We start from the raw sequence: 17,743 nt of genomic DNA, 5'->3' as shown, positions 1-17,743 counted from the left end.
GGAACGATGCTCGTTCTGACACGCAAACCGGGGGAAAAGATCCTCATCGGTGACGACATCGTCATCACCGTGCTCGACGCCCGCGGCGACAGTGTGCGCATCGGCATCGATGCGCCTCGCGGCGTGAAGATCCAGCGCGACGAGGTCGTGCGGGCGGTCACCGAGGCCAACATGGCGGCCAGTCAGATCGACGATGACGCCGAAGACCGCATCAAGAAATCCCTCGGAATGCTCGCGGCGCTGCAATCGGCCCAGTCCCGCCAGTCGCAGGCCGAAGCCCGACCCCGGCCCGCCCTGCCGCCGACCCAGCCGTAGCGTTGGGCTGGCGGGCTACTCGTTGACGTGGCCGCGCAGCTCGTCGATCTCCCGACGCTCACGCTTCGTCGGCCGCCCGGCGCCCCGATCGCGCATCGGCACCAGGGCCACCTCTTCGCGCGGCGGGGGCGGGGGAGTCTGGTCGACGTAGCATTCGGCGGCCACGACAGCGCCGACCCGTTTGACGACGAGACGCTGCACGATCAGCACCCGGTCGAAGCCATCGCTGCGCACGCGCACTTCATCACCGATGCGCAGGGCCTGCGCGGCCTTGACCTTGTCGCCGTTCACCCGCACATGCCCGGCCCGGCACGCGGCCGTCGCCATCGAGCGGGTCTTGTACAGACGCACGCCCCAGCTCCAGCTATCGACACGGGCAGAAGTGAGCTCCATCCACTCACTGTAATCGAACGGGCTGTACCTCAGGCGCCCTGCCGCACCGAGAAGATCAGCAGCATGGTCACGAGAAAACCGGTGAAGAAGTTCAGCCAGAGAAACCGCTTCCAGCCCCGGTTGGCTGTTTCCGAGTCTTCATCGCTGACCGACCAAAACGGCATCGCCGCGAGCATATACGGAACCGCCAGCACCGCGGCGAGCGGCCCCGGCCACGGTGTGGCAAGCATGAGCAGGCCGGCCAGAGCCCAGAAGGTGATCGCGAGACGCACTGTCGGCCAGGCGCCGAGCGCCGTCGCAATCGACGCGATCCCGGCCTGGCGGTCGGGTTCGACGTCCTGCACCGCTCCGAAGGCGTGGCTGGCCATGCCCCACAGAAAGAACGCCCCGAGCAGTGCGAGCAAGCTGAGGTCGATCGTGGCTCCGGCCACCGCGAGGCCATAGACAGCGGGACTCACGAAGTGGGTGCTCGAGGTGATGGAGTCGAGAACGGGTCGTTCCTTGAACCGCAGCCCGCGAACCGAGTACGCCACCACCGCGAACAGGCTCACGACCAGCACCACCCATGACAGCGGATGCCCAGCCCCCGCCAGCACGACCATCGCCCCGCCCACAATCCCCGCGCTCAACACCCCGGCGACAATCACCGTGCGGTGCAGAGCGGGATGCAGCAGGGCCCCCTCGGCACCGCCCTTCCGAGGGTTGCGCAGATCGGACTCGTAGTCGAAGACATCGTTGATGCCGTACATCAGCAGGTTGTAGGGAATGAGAAAGAACAAAGTGCCCACGATCAGCAGCGCGTCGATGCGTCCGGTCGTCACGACGTAGGCCGCAGCGAAGGGGAAGGCGGTGTTGATCCAGCTGAGCGGCCGCGATGACAGCACGACCTGCCGGGTCTTCCAACCGGTCGTGCCGAGCTGCTCAGTCATCCGTTCGTCCTAACCTGGTACCGCCCGAAAGCACCCACAGGGCCGGAAGCAGGATCGCTGCGGCCAGCGGGTAGGCAAAATCTTCGATCGGGGCGAGACCGACGAACAACCCGGAGATGTGCTCCGGGTCGTAGCTGAACAGACCGGCCCCGATCATCAGGTTATCGAATACGGCCGTGAGCAGCAGGGTCAGCGTGAGGGCAACCGCCACGGCAGCGACGAAACGGGCTGAGATCACGCGGCGCAGCACCGCGACGACGGCCAGCACCAGTGCGAGTACGAGAAAGACGGCGTTGAGCACGAGGTAGGTCACATCGTCCTCCGGTCCAGCACGAGCCGGGCGCCCTGCACCAGGTTCATGGTGAGGTAGCAGAGAAAGGTGAGAAAGAACAGCTCCTCGACCGGCAGTTCCGGAGCCAACTGCAGTCCGGTCATCAGCTCCGTCTCACCCCGATAGAAGATACCCAGGCCGATGCCGAGCAGATCCCAGGCGAGAAAGAACAACACCCCCGCGCCGAGCACGATGGCCGCCCTGCCGGGGGAGCGCCAGAAGAACAGGCGAAAGCGCCAGTCCAGCACGATCATCCCCGCGAGGGAGACCAGCAGCGTCAGCAGGTACAGAACGCTCACGACCGCTCGTGCGCAGACTCCACGGAATTTCCGGCGGCCCGCCGGGGCCGAGGCGGCAGCGGCTCGGCGAGCGGACCGGTCGAGGTGTCATGGCGCATCCGCTTGAGTAGAATTTCTGCGCTGATCAGGCACATCGGCAGGCCGATGCCGGGAATGGTGGTGCCGCCGGCATAGTAGAGGCCCGAGATCTTCTTCGACATGTTCGAGCCGCGCAGGAAAGCGCTCTGCCGCAGGGTGTGTGCGGGGCCGAGGGCGCCGCCCTTCCACGAGTTGAGGTCGTCGGCGAAGTCGGCCGGGCCGACGGTGCGCCGCACCACGACGCGCTCGGCCAGGTCGCCGATATCAGCCCAGCGCGAGACCTGCTCGATAGCCGCGTCCGCGATCAGTTCGATCGCCCGCGAACCGGCGCCGCTGATGCCGCCGTGCCCGAGGTTCACGTCGGGCGGCACCGGAACCAGCACGAACAGGTTGCTGTGACCGGTCGGCGCCACCGACGCATCCGTGGCGCTCGGCATGCAGACGTAGAGTGATGCCGGTGACGGCACCGAGGGGTTCTTGCCGAAGATCTGACCGAAATTCTTGCCCCAGTCCGTCGTGAAGAACAGCGAGTGGTGCTGCAGCTGGGGCAGCTCCCCGGTCACGCCGAGCATGACCAGCACGGCCCCCGGCCCCGACACCCGCTTGTCCCACCAACGCTCGGGATAGGTCTGCAGTTCGGCCGGCACAAGCATGGTTTCGGTGTGGTGCAAGTCGGCGGCGGAGACGACGTTGTCGGCGTCCAGGCGCACGGTCTGGCCGGTCGCATCGAGGTAGGTCACTCCGGCGATCGTTCGATCGTCGGTCACCCGAATCGCGGTGACCCGCGCATCGGTCACGATCCGCACACCCTCGGCGCTGGCGATCGCGGCGATGCTGTCGATCAGTGTTCCGAAGCCGCCCTGCGGGTAGAGCACCCCGTCCGCGAGGTCGAGATGACTCATGAGGTGGTACATCGACGGGGTCAGGTTCGGCGCCGACCCCAGAAAAACGGCCGGGTAGCCGAGAACCTGGCGCAGCCGCGGGTCGGTGATATAACCGGCCACGAACTTGTCCAACGGTTGCAGCAGCAGGCGGGCCAGCCGCCCGAGGCGCCGCAGCACATCGGGCACCAGAAACGGCCGGAACGATTCAAAGCTCGAATACAGAAACCGTTTCACGGCCATGTCGTAGGTTTCGGTCGCCGAATCGAGGTAGCGGTCCAGCGCACGGCCGGCGCCCGGCTGCACCGATTCGAACAAGCGGATGTTGGCGGCCCGGTCGGCGAGAACATCCAGCGGAGTCGGGTGCCCCTCAAAGAGCACGCGGTAGCCGGGATCCAGTTTCACCAGATCGAGCTGCTCCGCCGCGGTAGTACCGAACAGGCGGTAGAAATGCTCGAACACCTCCGGCATCAGGTACCAGGACGGCCCGGTGTCGAAACGAAAACCGTCGGTGTCCCAGACGCCGGCCCGCCCACCGAGTTCCGCGCGGGCTTCGAGCAGGGTCACGTCGTGGCCGTCCCGAGCGAGCAGGGCAGCGCTGGCCAGACCGGCGATGCCGCCGCCGATCACGATGGTGCGCGTCATCGCTTCCACGCGCCGCGGCCGAGGGTGGAGTTCAGGGCAATCATCAGTTTCTCTCCGTCGGGCACCCGAACGCGGGCGCGCAGTAACTGGTCGGCCGGGGTCGACCGCAGTCGGTGGGACAACCGGGTGAACAAACCCTGGGACGCGGCGACCGCACGGCGGCAGCCGGGCGGCAGCAGCGGCAGTACGGCGCTGGCGATGGCCAGGTCGGCATCGATGTCGTCGAGGATCACGTTCTTCTCAGCGTCGGTGAGATGCAGCGGGTCAATTCCTGGAAAGTAATTGCGGCCGAGCTCCTCACGGTCACACGATAAATCCCGAAGAAAATTGATCTTCTGAAAAGCCGCGCCCAGATGGCGGGCACCGTCTTCGAGCACCGCGAGCTCGGCAGCGGTGCGCGGCGAGACCTGCACGAAACAGCGCAGGCACATCAGCCCAATCACCTCGGCCGAACCATAAATGTATTCGGCGACACCCTCCACGGTGAACGGTGCCGGGTCGAGGTCACGTCGCATCGACGCGAAGAACGGGCCGATCAGGCTGGAATCGATGCCCGACTGCCGCGCCGTCGCGGCGAAGGCGTGCACGACGAGATTGGTGCTGTAGCCGCGCACGATCGCGCGTTCGGTCTCGAGTTCGAGTTCGTCGAGCAGCTGGCGCTGCTCATCGACCGAGACGCCGGCCTCGGTGGCGGCCCCGTCGACGATCTCGTCGGCGATGCGTACGAGGGCGTAGATCGTGCGCACGGGCGTGCGAACCCGGGCGTCGAGCAGCCGGGCGGCGAGCCCGAACGAGGTGGAGTACTGGCCGATGACCGTCGTTGAACTCGCCCGTGCCGTTTTCGCGTACTTGCTGAGGTTGGTGTGCGAGTCGCTCGTTCGCGGCGACGTTCGCAGCGGGGCCACTAGCGGGCCCGGTTCACTGCTGCGTCGGCCAGCTCGGTCAGTCGCGCCCGAAGTTCAGCGGGAATGACGGCCGAATCGAGGGCTTCGATCGCCAGCCGGGAGTGATCGTAGGCGAGCCCTTCAGCGGCAGCCTTCGCGCCGCAAGCTCGCAGATGCTCGCGGGCCCGTTCGGCCTCCTCGTCGCTGAGGTCGATCTTGCCGAGGTACGGCGCAATCAGCGACCAGGTCTCAGTGCCGCCGGCGTGGGCGATCATGGCGGTCTGCTTGCCCTCTCGCAGGTCGGCCTTCACGCTCTTGCCGGTTTTCACCGGGTCGCCGAACACTCCGAGCAGGTCGTCCGTGAGCTGGAATGCTACGCCAACGAGGCGTCCGAAGCGCCCGAGCAGACGAATCGCCTCGGCGGATGCCCCGGCGAGCACGGCCCCGGCCTGCAGGGGGGCTTCGAACGAATACACGGCGGTCTTGTTCTCGAGGGTGGTGATGACCTCCGCCACGGTGAGCGGATGCCGCGCCGAGCTGTTGGTGACGTCAGCCAGCTCCCCGGCCGCCGAGACGAACACGGCCCGATCGAGCAGGTCGAGCAGCCGCAACCGGGTACGCACGTCGACGGGAAGCTTGGCGAGCGCACGGTGCGCTTCGCTGAGCGCGAGGTCACCGGCGAGAATCGCCGCGGCCGCAGCCCACACCCCGGCCTGATCGGCGGCAGCGCCGTGCGCCAGGGCGCGGTCGTTGAATCGGCCGGCGATATTGGCCACCCCGCGGCGGGCCAGGTCGCGGTCGATGACGTCATCGTGAATGACAAAGGCCGTGTGCAGCAGCTCGAAGCTCACCGCGACCGGAGCGACGAGGGACTGGTCGCGGCCGCCGAAACCGGAGTAGGCCGCCAAAACCAGGGCGGGGCGCACGCGTTTGCCGCCGCTGCTGGCCTGTTCCAGCGAATCCCACAGTGCCACATAGTGCTCGCCGTAATCGCTCGCCCGCAGGCGCGCAGCCGCGAAGAACCGGGTCAGCTCGGTCTCGACGCCCGCCGGAACAGTGTCAAGCACGGAAACTGTCCAGCTCGTGCACCTGCAGGGCCATCCACGGGCTGAACGCCCACGGGGCGTCGGTGACCGCCCGATACAAATCCGCCGGGCGGGTCCACGCATATTCGGCCACTTCGTCGGGATTCAGCGTCGGCTCCTGGTCGGTGCGGGCCAGATAGACCGGGCAGATTTCATTTTCGACGATGCCACTGCTGTCGGTCGCACGGTAGCGGAACAGCGGCAGGGCCAGGTCGATTGCTTCAATTTGCAACCCGAGTTCATGGCTCGCTCGGCGCTCGACCGCCTGCGCCAGCGGTTCGGCGGGCAGCGGATGCCCACAAAACGAGTTGGTCCACACTCCCGGCCACGCCTTTTTACTCAACGCCCGGCGGGTCACGAGCACTTCGCCGAGCGAGTTGAAGACGTAACAGGAGAAGGCCAGGTGCAGCACGGTCTCTGACCCGTGCACGCTGTACTTCGGAGCGGTGCCGATGTGGCGCCCCTCTTCATCGAGAAGGATCACATGTTCATCAAGAGCATCGATGGTCTGCACGGGGGCTCCCCTTCTCGGTTCAACTGATCAACAAATAAATAACTAACCAAGTTAGCGACTGCTCACGTTACCATGGGCGTATGTCCCAAGATGAGAGTAACCCCCCAACACAGGGGACGTACTGGTACGACCCCAAGAAAATGGGCATTTCTTCGGCCATGGAAGTTTTGCGTGCCGTTCGACGGTTTCGGGTGGCCGACGCCGCCATGCGTCATCGGGCTCAGGCGGAGATGCGCGTCAACGAAACAGACCTGATGGCCATTCGCCACCTCATCGCCTGTGAACGCAAGCACCGTCCAGCCAGCCCCAAGAACCTCAGCGAATTTCTGAGCATCTCGTCGGCAGCCACCGCGAAACTGCTCTCGCGGCTCTCCGCTTCGGGTCATATTCGCCGTGAGGTGAACCCCGATGACGGTCGGGCGCAACGGCTGTTCGCCACCCAGTCCTCGCACGAAGAAATGCGCCACGCGCTGGCGGGAACGCACGATCAGCTGATGCAGGTCGCCCTCGAACTCACCGCCGACCAGCAGCTGGCCGTCGTTCGTTTTCTCGACGCGATGAGCGCGATCGCGGTCATGCCCCGTGCGGAGAATCTGCCCTCCGGCACGGTCACGACCCAGGAAGGCAGCTGAGGCACCGGCATCCGCTTAAGATGAATCAGTGACTCAACTTCTTCCCTCGCCGCCGTTGTCGGCCGCCGCGCACGTTAAGGCCCTCCTGGCCTCGTACCCCGATTTTCCCCAGCCGGGCATCCTGTTCCGTGATCTCAATCCGGTCTTCGCCGATGCGGCAGCGTTTCGCGCGCTCGTCGATGAACTGGCCGACCAGCACCGCGGACAGTTCGACGCGGTCGCCGGCATCGAAGCGCGCGGTTTTCTGCTGGCGGCGGCCGTCGGGTACGCCGCCAACGCGGCCGTTCTCGCCGTGCGCAAGGGGGGCAAGCTGCCCGGCACCGTGTTGACCGAAGAATACGACCTCGAATACGGGTCGGCTCGGCTCGAACTCGAAGTCGGCCAGCTTCCCACGGGCACCCGTGTGCTCATTCTCGATGATGTGCTGGCGACCGGTGGCACCATCGCGGCCACCACCCGCCTGATCGAACGGGCCGGTTACACCCTGACCGGCGTCGGCGTCGTACTCGAACTCACCGACCTGAACGGTCGTGAGCGTCTCGGTACCGCCCCGGTGCACGCGATAATGTCCGTTTAGGGAGGATGAATTCTTTTTCGCGTCGGGGACGGGCATGCTTAGTGCATGACTGAGAGTTCGGGCGCCGACCTGACCGACGCGCGTGGGTCCGCGGTCCCGCGAACCTTACCGAACCGCGACAGCGGTGATGCGTGGGTGCACGCTCCGGACGGCCGCAAATATTGGGGAAGATTCGGCGCGGCCGGACTGCTCGTGCATCACCGGCGCCTCGGTGTTTTGCTGCAGCACCGTGCGGTCTGGAGTCATTTCGGCGACACGTGGGGCCTGCCCGGTGGTGCCCGCCACGAGAACGAGACGGCGATCGAGGCCGCCCTGCGTGAAGCCAGGGAGGAGGCCGGCGTACCCGCTCACCTGGTGCAGCTCAAGTTCACTTCCCTGTTCGACCTGGGATTCTGGTCGTACACCACCGTCGTGGTCGAGGCGACGGAAGAATTCGAACCCGTAATCAGCGACCAGGAGAGCATCGCCCTGCGCTGGGTGTCGGCCGATTCCGTCAGCGAGCTCGCCCTCCACCCCGGTTTCGCCTCGAGCTGGCCCGCCCTGCGCGGACGGCTCGGCTGACCGGGTCGCGTCTCGATAGACTCAGCAGCGTGACAGGGGCAGCGAACACAGTGGTCAGCGATCGGGTGCTGACCCTGCCCAACATGCTCAGCTGTCTGCGCCTGCTGCTGGTGCCGGTCTTCCTCGTACTGCTCGCCCAGGGAGCGGATGCCTGGGCCCTCGTCGTGCTCAGCATCTCCAGTTTCACGGACTGGCTCGACGGCTTTCTCGCCCGGCGCTGGCATCAGATCACCCGGCTCGGCCAGCTCCTGGATCCCGCCGCGGATCGCCTCTACATTTTTGCCGCGCTGATCGGGCTGGCCTGGCGTGACCTCGTGCCATGGTGGATCGTTCTGGTCGTCGTCGGACGCGATGTCTTCCTGCTGGCGCTGGGAATCATCCTGGCGAACTTCGACTTCGGTCCGTTGCCGGTGCACCAACTGGGCAAGGTGGCCACCTTCTGCCTGTTCTACGCCCTGCCGATGATCATGCTCGGGCAGGCCTTTCCGCAACTGGAATGGTGGTCGCAGCCGGTGGGGTGGGCCTTCGCCATCTGGGGTGCTTTCGTGTACTGGTGGGCCGGCATCATCTATGCCATTGAAACGATGCGAGTGATTCGGCTGCCCAGGGTCCTCGAGGGTGTATCTTCCGATACGCTGGAAGGATAGGAGGTGCACGGTGGTCGATTTTTCCGGAAAGCACAATTCCGAGGAACAGAACGAGCCCGTGCCCACAGTTCAGCCAGAGAACCCGACGACAGGCGAAGCAATGCCCAGCAAGGCGCAGTCCACCCCAGCATCCTCTGACAGCGGAATGCCCGGCGAATCCACGACGGTGCATGACATGCTCAGCACCGACACGACGATGAACTTCAGCCAGGAGTTCGCCGCCCAGATCGCGTCGATCGGCTCCAACGTGACGGCTGAGGAGCAGGAGTCCATCGCGGCTCTGCCTTCCGGATCGGCCCTCATGGTCGTTCGCCGCGGCCCCAATGCCGGTGCCCGGTTTCTGCTCGACGCCGATCACACGAGCGTCGGTCGCCACCCCAACGCCGACATTTTTCTCGATGACGTCACAGTGTCGCGCCGTCACGCCGAGTTCCTGCGCAACGGGACCGCCTTCACGGTGAAAGACCTCGGCTCGCTCAACGGTACCTACTTCGACGGCGAACGCATCGAAACCGCTGCGTTGACGGATGGCGCCGAGGTGCAGGTCGGTAAGTTCCGCCTCACCTTCTACGCTTCGCGCCTCGACCTCGCCCGCGCGGCGAGCGAGTAGTGGCGGCGAATTCCGCCCAGGCCCGGTCCGTGTCTGTGTCGGCAGCGAAAGTGCAGGCGCCAGGTTCGGCGCCGCTGCTCAGCATCGGGCAGGTTCTGGCACGTCTCACCCCGGAATTCACCGACCTGACCCCGTCCAAGCTGCGCTTCCTCGAAGAACAGGGACTCGTCTCCCCGGCCCGCACGGAATCCGGCTACCGCAAGTTCTGCACCAGTGACGTCGACCGTCTGAGACTGGTTCTCTCGATGCAGCGCGATCAGTACCTGCCGTTGAAAGTCATCCGCTCCTATGTCGATGACCTGGACGCCGGTCTGTCGCCCGTGCTGCCGGGTGGAGCCACCCCTGGACCGTCGATGCTCGGGACCGCGCGTCGCCTCACCCGCGACGAGCTCCTGCGTGAGGCCGGAGCGTCCGCGACCCTGCTGCACGACGCCGTCTCCGCGTCCATCATCCTGCCTGCCGAGTATTACGGTGACGGCGTGCTGCCCGTGTTGCGCGCCTTGGTCGAGCTGCAGCGCAGCGGCATTGAGCCGCGCCACCTCCGTGGCTTCCGCGGGGCCGCCGAACGCGAACTCGGACTCATCGAAAGCGCCCTCGTGCCGCTCGCGCGCCGCAAAGACGCGTCCAGCCGGGCCAAGGCCGCCGAAATGGCCGTCGAGATCGCCGGGCAGCTCGAGGTCATTCGTGGCAGCCTGATTCGCTCCGCACTGGGCCGACTGACCCAGTAGGTCGTAGACTGACTCCGGCACCCAGCGACGCCGTCGTTGTCTGGAGTCCGTCGGTCACCTGCTGGTTCGCCCGCACGACCGACACGCCAAAACCGGTCACGCGAATGTCAGGCCCGCAAGCCCCGCACCTCGGTACCGTAGAGGGAACCGTCACAGCACGACGTTCGCAAGCCAGCACCACCAGCGCCAGTTCTATCCCGCACCACTTTTCCGCACCACAGTGTCTGATGTTCGCTTGATCGCAGCAGTCAGCCACCGCACGACGTAACCCCCGAGAGGCAACCCTATGAGTGAGCTCAAGCCTGATGCTGAAGCTTCGCGCTACTCGTTAGGACTGCTGTTCACCGATGGCATGCCCGAGCTCGATGAGAACTCCGGCTACCGCGGCGCCGTTGCGGCTCGTGCCGCAGGCATCAGCTACCGCCAGCTCGACTACTGGGCCCGCACCGGCCTGGTCGAACCAACGGTGCGCGGTGCGGCCGGCTCCGGGTCGCAGCGCCTCTACGGCTTCCGCGACATTCTCGTGCTCAAGCTCGTCAAACGTCTGCTCGACACCGGCATTTCCCTGCAGCAGATTCGCACCGCCGTCAACCAGCTGCGCGAATCAGGCATCAGCGATCTGGCCCAGACCACCCTCATGAGCGACGGTGCCAGCGTCTACCTGTGCACCTCCAACGACGAGGTCATCGACCTGGTCAGCCGCGGCCAGGGCGTCTTCGGCATCGCCGTCGGCAAAGTGCTCCGCGAGGTCGAGACCAGCCTGGTCGAACTCGACATGCAGCCCGTCGACCCCACCGATGAGCTCGCCGCCCGTCGAACCACCCGCAAAATCTCCTAGCGCCGCCCCGCCAGCTGTCACGCTGCGAAGCAGCCGTGACCTCCTCCCCGCGGGCTCTTCGCGTCACGCTGCGAAGCAGCCGTGAATCGCATCGGGAACGCGCCCATCCCGAAGTCGATGCGGGGGGCGGTTGTCTGCGGGGTGCGAGTTTCGGCGTTCCGGAGGCGGAATCCGAGCGCTTTATTCGGATTCCACCGGAGCAACGACGATGTCTGAGCCGAGGAGCGGATGACTGCCCCCGCATCGCCCCCAAATCACCCCGCGACGCCGCAAGTGCCGAGTCAGCGACCTCGCAGAAGCGCAGGCTCGACTCAGACCGCAGGAGCCTCGGCGTACTCACCGATGCGCGCCGTGCGCAGCACCCGGTCGAGCAGCTGGTCGAAGAAGCCCGCCATTTCGAGAGCGCTGTCACCGGGCCAGATGTGCAGCGGCTTCGCGGCGCCCTGCGCCTGCTGCAGCGAGGTGCGCTCCGGCAGCTGCGGGGTCAGCACGAGCGGGCCGAACATGTCGCGCAGTTCCTTGATCCGAAACTGGTGCTCCAGCGAGGCGGTGCGGGCCCGGTTGACGATAATGCCGAGCGGCTGCAGTCGCGGGCTCAGCCCCCGACGGATTTCTTCGATCGCGCGCAGCGCACGGTCGGCCGCAGCGACGGAGAACAGGCCGGGCTCGGTGACGACGGCGACACGGTCACTCGCGGCCCACGCTGTGCGCGTGAGGGCGTTCAGGGAGGGCGCGCAGTCGATCAGCACGAGCTCGTAATCTTTCTCGATCGTCGAGAGTGCCTCTTCAAGCTTCCAGATGTCGCGGATGCTCGGGTGCGGACCGTCGAAGTTGATCGCCGACGGGCTGCCGATCATGACGTCGATCGTGCCGGGACGGTTGCGCGTCCACCCACTCGGGGCGATGGCCGCGCGAACGGTTTTCTCCTTGGGCGAAGCGAGAACATCGGCGACGTTGAGGTGACCGGCTACCTGGATATCCATGCCGGTTGACACATCGGACTGCGGATCAAGATCCACAACGAGTGTTCGCACGCCACGGGCGAAGGCAGCAGAAGCAAGACCAAGGGTCACCGTGGTCTTGCCGACACCACCCTTAAGGGAACTTACGCTGAGTACGTGCATGAGTAGCAACGTTACCTTCACTAGTGTTAGAGAACCTAACCGTTAGCTGTGCGCCGCGTACGCCCTCGAAAGGCTTGCATGTTTGAGAAAATCCTTGTTGCCAACCGTGGAGAGATCGCAATCCGTGCCATGCGCGCGGCTTACGAGCTCGGAGCCAAGACCGTGGCGGTGTTCCCGTTCGAGGATCGCAACTCTCTGCACCGGTTGAAAGCGGACGAGGCGTACCAAATTGGTGAGGTGGGGCATCCGGTTCGCGCGTATCTCGACGTGAGTGAAATCATCCGTGTGGCCAAGGAATGTGGCGCCGACGCCATCTACCCCGGCTACGGTTTTCTGTCGGAAAACCCCGAATTAGCGGATGCTGCGGCGGCAGCCGGCATCACCTTCATCGGCCCGGGCGCCGACGTGCTCGAAATGGCCGGCAACAAGGTCACCGCGAAGGAACACGCTATCGCAGCCGGCGTTCCCGTGCTCCAGTCGACGCAGCCGTCGACCGATGTTGAACTCCTAATCAGCCAGGCCGATGAGATCGGCTTCCCCATCTTCGCCAAGGCCGTCGCCGGCGGCGGCGGGCGCGGCATGCGTCGCGTCGCGAAGAAGAGCGAGCTGCGCGGAGCGCTCGAAGAGGCCATGCGCGAGGCGAAGAGCGCCTTCGGCGACGCCACGATGTTCCTCGAAGCGGCCGTGCTGCGCCCGCGACACATCGAGGTGCAGATTCTCGCGGATGCCTCCGGTGAGACGGTGCACCTGTTCGAGCGGGACTGCTCGGTGCAGCGTCGCCACCAGAAGGTCATCGAGATCGCCCCGGCACCGAACCTCAGTGATGAGATTCGGGTGCAGCTCTACGCCGACGCCATCAAGTTCGCCCGGTCGATCGGCTACGTCAACGCCGGCACCGTAGAATTCCTGCTCGACACCGTCGGAGAACGCGCCGGGCAGCACGTGTTCATCGAGATGAACCCGCGCATCCAGGTGGAGCACACCGTGACCGAAGAGGTCACCGATGTCGACCTCGTGCAGGCCCAGATCCGCATTGCTGCGGGGGAGACCCTCGCAGAGATCGGCCTGACCCAGGGCGAGATCCGGCTGCGCGGCGCGGCCCTGCAGTGCCGCATCACGACCGAGGACCCCGCTGCCGGGTTCCGACCCGACACCGGCAAGATCACCACCTATCGCTCACCGGGCGGCGCCGGCATCCGTTTGGACGGTGGCACGGTCAACACGGGCGCGCAGATCAGCCCGCACTTCGACTCGATGCTCGCCAAGCTCACCTGCCGCGGCCGCGACTATGCCGCCGCCGTGGTGCGGTCCAAGCGGGCGCTGGCGGAGTTTCGTATTCGCGGCGTCTCCACCAACATCTCCTTCCTGCAGGCCGTCCTCGACGACCCCGACTTCGCCGCCGGCGACCTGAGTACTTCCTTCATCGACGAGCGCCCGGAACTGCTGCGTGGTCGGGAATCCAAGGACCGCGGTACGAAGATTCTGAATTGGCTCGCCGAGGTCACCGTGAACCAGCCCAACGGGGTGCCGCCGACCACGGTGCACCCGCACGACAAGCTGCCTCAGCTCGACATCACGACCGCAGCCCCCGACGGCTCCCGCCAGAAGCTGCAACTGCTCGGCCCCACCCGGTTCGCCGCCTCCTTACGCGCCCAGACCGCGCTGGCCGTGACCGACACCACCTTTCGCGACGCCCACCAGTCACTGCTCGCGACCCGCGTGCGCACGAAAGACCTCGTTGCCGTGGCGCCCTATGTGGCGCGCCTGACGCCGCAACTGCTCTCGGTCGAAGCCTGGGGCGGCGCGACCTATGATGTGGCGTTGCGGTTCCTCGGCGAAGACCCGTGGGAGCGCCTGGCGAGCCTGCGGGAAGCGCTGCCGAACATCAACCTGCAAATGCTGCTGCGCGGCCGCAACACCGTGGGCTACACCCCGTATCCGACCGAGGTGACCGACGCTTTCGTGCGCGAAGCGACCGACACCGGCGTCGACATCTTCCGCATCTTCGACGCGCTCAACGACGTGTCGCAGATGCGCCCGGCGATCGACGCGGTGCTGAACACCGGCACCGCTGTGGCCGAAGTCGCCGTCTGCTACACCGGCGACCTGCTCGACCCGGCCGAGAACCTCTACACCCTCGACTACTACCTGCGACTGGCCGACCAGATCGTCGCCAGCGGCGCCCACGTGATCGGCATCAAGGACATGGCCGGGCTGCTCCGGCCGAGCGCGGCCGAGAAACTCGTGGCCGCGTTCCGCGAACGGTTCGACCTGCCCGTGCACGTGCACACCCACGACACCCCCGGCGGCCAGCTCGCGACGCTGCTGGCCGCCGCACGGGCCGGTGCGGACGCCGTCGACGTGGCCTCCGCTCCGATGGCGGGCACGACCAGCCAGCCATCGGCATCCTCTCTCGTCGCTGCCCTCGCCCACACCGAACGTGACACCGGCATTTCGCTCAAGGCGACAACCGACCTCGAACCCTACTGGGAAGCCGTGCGCACCCTGTACGGCCCGTTCGAATCGGGCCTGAGTGCGCCGACCGGCCGGGTGTACTCGCACGAGATCCCGGGCGGGCAGCTGTCAAACCTGCGTACCCAGGCCGTCGCGCTCGGTCTGGCCGACCACTTCGAGCTGATCGAAGACATGTATACCGCGGCGAACACCATCCTGGGCCGGGTGCCCAAGGTCACCCCGTCGTCGAAGGTCGTCGGCGACCTCGCTCTCTACCTCGCCGCGGTGAAAGCCGACCCGGCCGACTTCGAGCAGAATCCGGGCAACTACGACGTGCCAGACTCCGTCATCGGGTTCATGGCCGGCGAGCTCGGCGACCTGCCCGGCGGCTGGCCGGAACCCTTCCGCACCAAGGTGCTCGCCGGACGTAACGTGCGCGTCGGCATCACCGAGATCACTGCGGGGGAGCGCACCGCGCTCGAGGCCACGAGTGCCGAGCGGCGCGCGATGCTCAACCAGCTGTTGTTCCCCGCCCCGACTCGCCAGTTCGAACAGGTCAGGGAAACGTACGGTGACCTCTCCGTCATCGACACCGTCGACTACCTCTACGGCCTGCAGCAGGGCCAGGAACACGCCGTGGAAATCGCCAAGGGCGTGCGTCTCTACGTGGGCCTGGAAGCCATCGGCGAAGCCGACGACAAGGGCATGCGCACCGTCATGACCATCCTCAACGGCCAGCTCCGCCCCGTGTTCGTGCGCGACACCAGCATCACCGTGCAGACCAAAATTGCCGAGAAAGCGGATGCGAACCAGCCCGGCGAGATCGCGGCCCCCTTCTCCGGCGTGGTCACCCTGCAGGTCGAAGAAGGTGCCCAGGTCGAAGCCGGCCAGAGCGTCGCCTCGATCGAAGCCATGAAAATGGAAGCCGCCATCACCTCACCGATCGCGGGAACCATCGAACGCGTCGCCATCCCGCACACGCAGCAGGTGGATGCGGGCGATCTGCTGGTCACGGTGCGCCCGCGCTAAGATTAGGGCCGTTATCGACCAGTTGAGGATGTACCGTGTCAGACAAACGTAGTGACGACCAAAGCGCGCCTGCACGCCCGGTGTCTGCCGCCCGGCGAACCCGCGACGAGCGCGACAACGCCAACACCACCGGCGGGGACCAGCGCGGCGACGACAACCGCGGAGACGGTTACACCGGTGCCAACTTCGACCGGGCCAGTGTCGACCGGGCCAGTGTCGACCGGGCCAGTGTCGACCGGGCCAACTTCGACGGTGACAGCTACCACAGCGAACTGCCACCGCACACGATCGACAACCTCGCGGCCTCCCTGCCCGAAAGTCTGAGCGTACCGATCGAACTGCCCGCCGGGCCGCGTCGCACGGTGGCCGCCCCCGGTCGCTCGACCGCCGTCAGCGGTGCCGTCACGCCGACCACCCGGTTCGTGTCGACCCCGGCCACCCACACCATCGAGATCAGTACTCCCGCGCCGGCCCGCGCTGCCGGGGCCAGTTCGGCGATCGAATCGCTCTCGAGAACGGATGCCGCCGCATCCGTTCGGCGCGACCGCGTGCGCTCCGAGAGCAGCACAGCTCCCGAGTCGGCGGCCATGCTGACGTCGGATCGCCTGCTCGCCGTCAACCGCAAGACTCGAAAAGCGCCGCAAGGCGCCTGGCCCGAATTCGTCTACGCGGCCACCCTGCACCTGGTCAACCTCGGCGACTCCGCCAAGGTGCAGGCGTACAAGGAGATGAGCGAACGCATCCGCCGCCAGTTCGAGGGCGGCACCCGTTTCGTGCCCATCCTCACTCGCAAGGGCGGCGTCGGTAAGACCACCGTCACGACGCTTCTCGGCATGGCCCTGGCCGATGCCCGCGACGACCGCATCATCGCCATCGACGCCAATCCCGACCGCGGCACCCTCTCGGAGCGGGTCAGCAAGCAGACCCGGTCGACCGTGCGCGACGTCGTGTCGAAGGCCGCGTCGATCGGCAACTTCACCGATTTCTCCGCGCTCGTCTCCCGCGACGAGACCCGCCTTGACATCCTCGCCTCCGACACCGACCCGCTGCTCTCGGAAGCGTTCGACGAGAACGACTACAACGTGGTCGCCGACCTCGCGGCCCGCTACTACTCGATCGCCCTCACCGACTGCGGCACCGGCATCGTGCACTCGGTCATGCGGGCCACCCTGCAACGTGCCGACTCCATTGTGATCGTCTCCGGCGGCAGCGTCGACGAGGCCCGCCTGGCCTCCGAGACGCTGACCTGGCTCGAAGCGAACGGCTACGGTGACCTTGTGCGCAACGCCATCGTCGCGCTCAACACCGCCACCCAGGGCACCAACCTGGTGCGGCTCGAGGAGATCGAGTCGCACTTCCGCTCCCGGGTCCGCGAAATTGTGCGCATTCCCTACGACCCCCAGCTCGCCGCCGGCAGCGTCGTGTCGTACAAAGACCTCAAGCCGATCACCCGGCTCGCCGCCCGAACGCTCGCCGAGCTCGTCGTCGAGGGTCTGCCCACCGACCGCAACCCGTAGCCGGCCGCCGCCCGTCGCTCGCGCGTCACCACCCGCCCTACCGAGGAGTTTCCCCGTGCCCGAACGCCAGATCCGTCTCTTCGGAGATCCGGTGCTGAAGACCGCCTCCGACCCGATCGCGACTATCGACGACCGGGTACGCGGCCTCGTGCAGGACCTCGTCGACAGCGTGCGCCTGCCCGGGCGGGCCGGCGTCGCCGCCTCCCAGATCGGCGTGAACCTGCGTGCGTTCAGCTATAACGTCGACGGCGTCGTCGGCTATATCCTCAACCCCACCGTCATCGAGCTCTCCGGCGAACCCGAGCTCGTTGACGAGGGCTGCCTCTCGGTGCCCGGCCTCTGGTACCCCACCAAGCGCTACCCCTTCGCCCGCGTCGCCGGCATCGACCTCGATAGCAATCCCGTCGAACTCTCCGGCACCGGAATCATGGCCCAGGCTTTGCAGCACGAAACCGATCACCTCGACGGCTACCTCTACATCGACCGCTTGGACAAAGAGAACCGCCGTGCCGCCATGAAGGAAATCCGAGAGTCCACCTGGTTCTAGCCCGCCTGCTCACCGTTTCAATCTCTTCGGTTAGAACACTGCCGGGGCTCGGGCGAAGCCTCAAGCATGAGGGACCGGGAAAAGTGTTTCGCGGAGTTGCGAGTTGCATGTCTGAGCGGGGAGCG

At 66.2% G+C, this 17,743-nt stretch carries 20 protein-coding genes; 11 read left to right on the top strand and 9 right to left on the bottom strand.

The window, feature by feature from the left end; all coding sequences use genetic code 11:
• The first annotated feature begins 6 nt into the window (after positions 1 to 6).
• On the top strand, positions 7 to 315 hold the full coding sequence (gene csrA, locus E3O25_RS07875) for a carbon storage regulator CsrA (protein WP_092110128.1): 309 nt from the start codon (positions 7 to 9) through the stop codon (positions 313 to 315).
• A 15-nt stretch (positions 316 to 330) separates the two neighbouring features.
• On the opposite strand, the gene E3O25_RS07870 is transcribed toward csrA, so the two are convergent.
• The 8 genes from E3O25_RS07870 to idi are packed head-to-tail and all read right to left on the bottom strand — an operon-like array spanning position 331 to position 6,354.
• The gene (locus E3O25_RS07870; RefSeq protein WP_134360873.1) at positions 331 to 708 is read right to left on the bottom strand and encodes an RNA-binding S4 domain-containing protein; all 378 of its coding nucleotides are present in this window, start codon (positions 706 to 708) and stop codon (positions 331 to 333) included.
• Between the two features lie 29 nt (positions 709 to 737).
• Complete coding sequence (locus E3O25_RS07865) at positions 738 to 1,637, bottom strand: prenyltransferase (protein WP_134360872.1); 900 nt, start codon at positions 1,635 to 1,637, stop codon at positions 738 to 740.
• Entirely contained in the window at positions 1,630 to 1,950 is a 321-nt protein-coding gene (locus tag E3O25_RS07860) for a lycopene cyclase domain-containing protein (RefSeq protein ID WP_134360871.1), read from the bottom strand. The genes E3O25_RS07865 and E3O25_RS07860 overlap by 8 nt, the downstream gene beginning before the upstream one ends.
• Complete coding sequence (locus E3O25_RS07855) at positions 1,947 to 2,267, bottom strand: lycopene cyclase domain-containing protein (protein WP_092110121.1); 321 nt, start codon at positions 2,265 to 2,267, stop codon at positions 1,947 to 1,949. The genes E3O25_RS07860 and E3O25_RS07855 overlap by 4 nt, the downstream gene beginning before the upstream one ends.
• Complete coding sequence (crtI, locus tag E3O25_RS07850; protein WP_134360870.1) at positions 2,264 to 3,871, bottom strand: phytoene desaturase family protein; 1,608 nt, start codon at positions 3,869 to 3,871, stop codon at positions 2,264 to 2,266. The genes E3O25_RS07855 and crtI overlap by 4 nt, the downstream gene beginning before the upstream one ends.
• On the bottom strand, positions 3,868 to 4,776 hold the full coding sequence (locus E3O25_RS07845) for a squalene/phytoene synthase family protein (protein WP_241984046.1): 909 nt from the start codon (positions 4,774 to 4,776) through the stop codon (positions 3,868 to 3,870). The genes crtI and E3O25_RS07845 overlap by 4 nt, the downstream gene beginning before the upstream one ends.
• Positions 4,776 to 5,822 carry a polyprenyl synthetase family protein gene (locus E3O25_RS07840; protein WP_166787804.1) on the bottom strand — a complete coding sequence of 349 codons (1,047 nt, stop codon included), beginning with the start codon at positions 5,820 to 5,822 and terminating at the stop codon, positions 4,776 to 4,778. Before E3O25_RS07840 ends, E3O25_RS07845 begins: the two co-directional genes overlap by 1 nt.
• Positions 5,815 to 6,354: an isopentenyl-diphosphate Delta-isomerase gene (idi, locus tag E3O25_RS07835; protein ID WP_241984047.1), complete on the bottom strand. Its 540-nt coding sequence runs from the start codon at positions 6,352 to 6,354 to the stop codon at positions 5,815 to 5,817. The genes E3O25_RS07840 and idi overlap by 8 nt, the downstream gene beginning before the upstream one ends.
• 140 nt (positions 6,355 to 6,494) lie before the next feature.
• On the opposite strand from idi, the gene E3O25_RS07830 reads away from it, so the two are divergent.
• From E3O25_RS07830 to E3O25_RS07800, 7 genes are all read left to right on the top strand, one after another.
• Positions 6,495 to 6,986, top strand: a complete 492-nt coding sequence (locus E3O25_RS07830) for a MarR family winged helix-turn-helix transcriptional regulator (RefSeq protein WP_166805998.1) — start codon at positions 6,495 to 6,497, stop codon at positions 6,984 to 6,986.
• A 28-nt stretch (positions 6,987 to 7,014) separates the two neighbouring features.
• Positions 7,015 to 7,563: an adenine phosphoribosyltransferase gene (locus tag E3O25_RS07825; protein ID WP_092110113.1), complete on the top strand. Its 549-nt coding sequence runs from the start codon at positions 7,015 to 7,017 to the stop codon at positions 7,561 to 7,563.
• 45 nt (positions 7,564 to 7,608) lie between these two features.
• Positions 7,609 to 8,124 carry an NUDIX domain-containing protein gene (locus E3O25_RS07820; RefSeq protein ID WP_134360867.1) on the top strand — a complete coding sequence of 172 codons (516 nt, stop codon included), beginning with the start codon at positions 7,609 to 7,611 and terminating at the stop codon, positions 8,122 to 8,124.
• A 29-nt stretch (positions 8,125 to 8,153) separates the two neighbouring features.
• Positions 8,154 to 8,771 carry a CDP-alcohol phosphatidyltransferase family protein gene (locus tag E3O25_RS07815; protein WP_241988538.1) on the top strand — a complete coding sequence of 206 codons (618 nt, stop codon included), beginning with the start codon at positions 8,154 to 8,156 and terminating at the stop codon, positions 8,769 to 8,771.
• A gap of 145 nt (positions 8,772 to 8,916) precedes the next feature.
• The gene (locus E3O25_RS07810; protein ID WP_092110233.1) at positions 8,917 to 9,381 is read left to right on the top strand and encodes an FHA domain-containing protein; all 465 of its coding nucleotides are present in this window, start codon (positions 8,917 to 8,919) and stop codon (positions 9,379 to 9,381) included.
• Positions 9,382 to 9,410: 29 nt separating this feature from the next.
• Complete coding sequence (locus tag E3O25_RS07805) at positions 9,411 to 10,109, top strand: MerR family transcriptional regulator (RefSeq protein WP_092110231.1); 699 nt, start codon at positions 9,411 to 9,413, stop codon at positions 10,107 to 10,109.
• A 286-nt stretch (positions 10,110 to 10,395) separates the two neighbouring features.
• Positions 10,396 to 10,947 (top strand): MerR family transcriptional regulator, encoded by a 552-nt coding sequence (locus E3O25_RS07800; protein ID WP_092110109.1) that lies wholly within the window; start codon positions 10,396 to 10,398, stop codon positions 10,945 to 10,947.
• A gap of 311 nt (positions 10,948 to 11,258) precedes the next feature.
• Here E3O25_RS07800 and E3O25_RS07795 read toward each other — a convergent pair whose 3' ends face one another.
• Positions 11,259 to 12,071 carry a ParA family protein gene (locus E3O25_RS07795; RefSeq protein WP_092110106.1) on the bottom strand — a complete coding sequence of 271 codons (813 nt, stop codon included), beginning with the start codon at positions 12,069 to 12,071 and terminating at the stop codon, positions 11,259 to 11,261.
• A gap of 78 nt (positions 12,072 to 12,149) precedes the next feature.
• On the opposite strand from E3O25_RS07795, the gene E3O25_RS07790 reads away from it, so the two are divergent.
• Genes E3O25_RS07790 through E3O25_RS07775 form a run of 3 tightly spaced genes read left to right on the top strand, consistent with a single transcriptional unit; the run spans position 12,150 to position 17,618 of the window.
• Positions 12,150 to 15,554, top strand: a complete 3,405-nt coding sequence (locus E3O25_RS07790) for a pyruvate carboxylase (protein WP_134360866.1) — start codon at positions 12,150 to 12,152, stop codon at positions 15,552 to 15,554.
• Positions 15,555 to 15,589: 35 nt separating this feature from the next.
• Positions 15,590 to 17,071, top strand: coding sequence for a MinD/ParA family protein (locus E3O25_RS17460; protein WP_241988536.1), 1,482 nt, complete (start codon positions 15,590 to 15,592; stop codon positions 17,069 to 17,071).
• Positions 17,072 to 17,126: 55 nt separating this feature from the next.
• Entirely contained in the window at positions 17,127 to 17,618 is a 492-nt protein-coding gene (locus E3O25_RS07775) for a peptide deformylase (protein ID WP_092110102.1), read from the top strand.
• Positions 17,619 to 17,743: the final 125 nt, after the last annotated feature.

The sequence above is a fragment of the Cryobacterium sp. TMT1-3 genome (assembly GCF_004402315.1).
Taxonomy (GTDB): Bacteria; Actinomycetota; Actinomycetes; order Actinomycetales; family Microbacteriaceae; genus Cryobacterium; species Cryobacterium luteum.
The sequence above is the reverse complement of the archived record's forward strand: the minus strand, read 5'-3'. Positions and strand labels throughout refer to the sequence as shown.